This window comes from Pseudomonas jilinensis (assembly GCF_003586265.1).
GTDB lineage: Bacteria > Pseudomonadota > Gammaproteobacteria > Pseudomonadales > Pseudomonadaceae > Halopseudomonas > Halopseudomonas phragmitis.
In genome coordinates this window covers 1-2,878 of record NZ_QJSA01000033.1, presented here as the reverse complement: position 1 = coordinate 2,878, position 2,878 = coordinate 1, and the positions used below count along the sequence as shown (strand labels likewise).

General features: G+C 61.8%; 2 protein-coding genes. One reads left to right on the top strand and one right to left on the bottom strand.

Features of this window, described 5'->3' with window-relative positions; translation table 11 throughout:
* Nucleotides 1-362, top strand: a 362-nt coding sequence (locus C2846_RS18385; RefSeq protein ID WP_131038244.1) for an EAL domain-containing protein, incomplete at its 5' end; no start/stop codon positions are given.
* Between the two features lie 23 nt (nucleotides 363-385).
* Here the strand turns inward: C2846_RS18385 and C2846_RS18380 are convergent.
* The gene (locus C2846_RS18380) at nucleotides 386-2,794 is read right to left on the bottom strand and encodes a phosphoketolase family protein (RefSeq protein WP_119702183.1); all 2,409 of its coding nucleotides are present in this window, start codon (nucleotides 2,792-2,794) and stop codon (nucleotides 386-388) included.
* Nucleotides 2,795-2,878 lie beyond the last annotated feature (84 nt).

Below are 2,878 nucleotides of genomic sequence, written 5' to 3'. Positions count from 1 at the left end.
GGGTACGTATTGCCCTTGATGATTTTGGCACCGGCTTTTCTTCGCTGGGCTATCTGCACCGTTATCCGTTACATATCATCAAGGTCGACAAGAGCTTCGTGTCCATGGAACCGGATAACGAACGGCTCAAGGCTATCAGTCGGGCAATCATCGGATTGGGGCGGGGTCTGGAGATGGATGTGATTGCCGAGGGGATCGAAACCGCCGAGCAGATGGCGTTTCTCGATCAGGAAGGGTGTCACTTCGTTCAAGGCTACTGGTTCAGCCGACCGCAGTCTGCCCGACAGCTTGAGCCGGTACTGGCCAGTCTGGCCGGGTCCGTGGCAGGCGTCGACCGACTGCGCCCGACCCTGATCAACTGATCAGGGTCGATCAGGTAGCGACGTTAACGCAGGATATGCGGGTTGCCCAGGCCCTGAACTGCCAGCAGCTCCTCTTCATCCAGCCAGTGCTGTACCGGGACCGCGCAGACTTCAGCGCAGGCGGCGACTACGTGGGCCCAGGTTGAGCGGTTGGCGAACAGCATGCCGGCTTCGTCCAGAGTGCCGCCGCGATTGATATAGCCCAGCACCCTGCTACGTTCAAAGTGCGGCAACAGGTTGGCCAGGTGCCCGCGCATCACTTCCGGGCGCATATGGCAGAGCATGACCCGACGGCTGATCTCGGCCGGGAACAGCTTTTCGCGCAGCTCCTGGCTGGCGCAGGCGCTGGCCTCGTGGGTGTCACGCGGGATGCGGAAATAGCCGGGGTCCTGCAGATATATCAGTTGCCAGGATTGGCCATGTTCGCTCAGACGTTGTGCGGCGCGTTGCATCTCCGCCAGTTGATAAGCGCCGTTGGCGATCAGCAGCAGCGGTTCGCCGTTGGCCTGGTGCTCAGCCAGCAGCAAGGCGCCATCACGGGCCAGCTGGCGGGCCTGTGGCGGTGTCAGCAGGCTGGGGCGGTCACGCTTGGCTACCACCAGACAGCTCAGTCGGCCGCGCTGCAGATATAGCTGCGGCAATAGCGCCAGGGTGCTGTTGTAGTCGGCCGGGAACACGACCTGCATCACATCGTGCATTTCACCCAGCAGGGCTTCGCAGAAGGTGGTGTCCTGATGTGACTGCTCGTTCTTGCCGTTTTCCCAGGTATGCGAAGTGGCGATCAGTGGAAAACCAAGCCAGCCGGCCGGCCGGCCGACTTCCTTTTGGTGTCGGGCGAAGATCAGTTCCTGGCGGACCGCACCGAGCATCTTGACGCAGAAGGCTTCGTAGCTGGCCACCAGATTCAGGCCACCCTTGTTGGCCAGGCAGGCCGATACAATGGCTTCCTCATTAAGGGCAGTGATCACCTGACCGTGGATGTCCTCCAGAGCGCTTTCCGGCTCGCTGACTCGATGCTTGAGCGATTCAAGCACGCCGCCCAGACGGTTGCTGGCCAACTCGTCCGGGTTGCCGACCCGGGCTCGCAGCTCGGGGTTGGCCTGCACCAGCGCAACGAAGAAGCGATCGACTGCCTGCATCGCCGAGCGCTCATCGCTGCTCCATTCAATTTCCGGGATCAGCGGTTGGGCCGGGTGGCGTTGCGTCAGCGGGTGGTCGCGCTCCAGCGGGCGCTGTTGCTCGGTATGCCGGCTCAACTGCTGGCAAGCCTGGGCTAACTGTTCGGGCTCGACCCAAAGCTTGGCGGCATGCTGGTTGAACAGCTCGCGCGAAGCCTCGTCATGGCGCGGGTTGCCCGGCAATGGCAGGTTGTGAGCCGCATTCTCGCCCGCGCCATAAAAGCCGAAGCCCTTGGTGGTTTCGGCAATGCCGTAGGGGATCGGCAGCGGGTAATGCAGCAGGCCATGCTGATATTCATGCACCCGTCGGCCCAGGCGTTGCTCCATCTCGAACAGTACGCAGACAAAGGCCGCCGGGTCGCGCCCGTCAAACCGGATCGGATCGAAGCCGCAGCGAGTCAGGTGCTCGGCGAAGCCTTCCAGACCGGACAGCGTACCCAGCTCGGTGCGTTGTTCGATGCGCCGGCCATTGGCGATCATGATCGGCAAGGCCGTGCCGCAATCTTCGAAACGCCACCAGCGGGGTATCCAATCACTGCCACGTTGCTCTTCGGCAGCGCCGTCAGAGAGAAATGCCACCAAGGTTTCTCCGGGTAGTGGCATGTGCGCATACTGCAGTTCGGCAAAGCCCAGGTAGCCACCTTCGCTGATGCCTCCGGCGGTGTAAGGATTGACGTGACTGCCGAGAGGTGCGGCCGGGCGACCGTCGGGTAACTGGGTATAGCCATAGAAGTCGCGCAACAAGAGATGAAGACCCTGATCACCCTGGTAGCGTTCGGCCTGTTCCGGATGCAGGTTGCCGGTCAGTACGTTGAGTGCATCGATGGCCGCCACGCAGTGACCCTGACCCATCAGCCAACTGCGGGTCTGGCCGGTGAGGTTGTTCAGCGCCAGGTAGGCGGCGTAGCCCGGCACCATGTTCAGGGCCCCGCCGGTATGGCCTTCTGGCCGGGATTTGAAATCTTCGGCCGGCAGCGGGCTGCCGTCGGTATGGCAACGTTTGGCGTAGGTCATGTGGACCACCAGCCAAAGGCCGGCACTGGTCAACAGATCAAGGGCCCTGAGTTGCTGGTAGACCGCATCCAGATTGGGCTGACAGTGCAACTGGACCAGTTGATGGGCGAGCCGGAAGGCGGCGGCCTGGGTCGTCAGGCTGTGTTCTATTACCCCGTAACCGGCGCGCCATTGGGCAAAGCTGGGGTGGTCATTGGCATGCTGGTCAAGGGTGGCTTGATCGGGAAGCAGCTGGCTCACGGTATGGCTCCGTTGTTCATGGCAAACAGTGTGTACTAGGGAAACACCGATTAGTTCCACACAAGCTCAGTAGCCCGGTTGTCG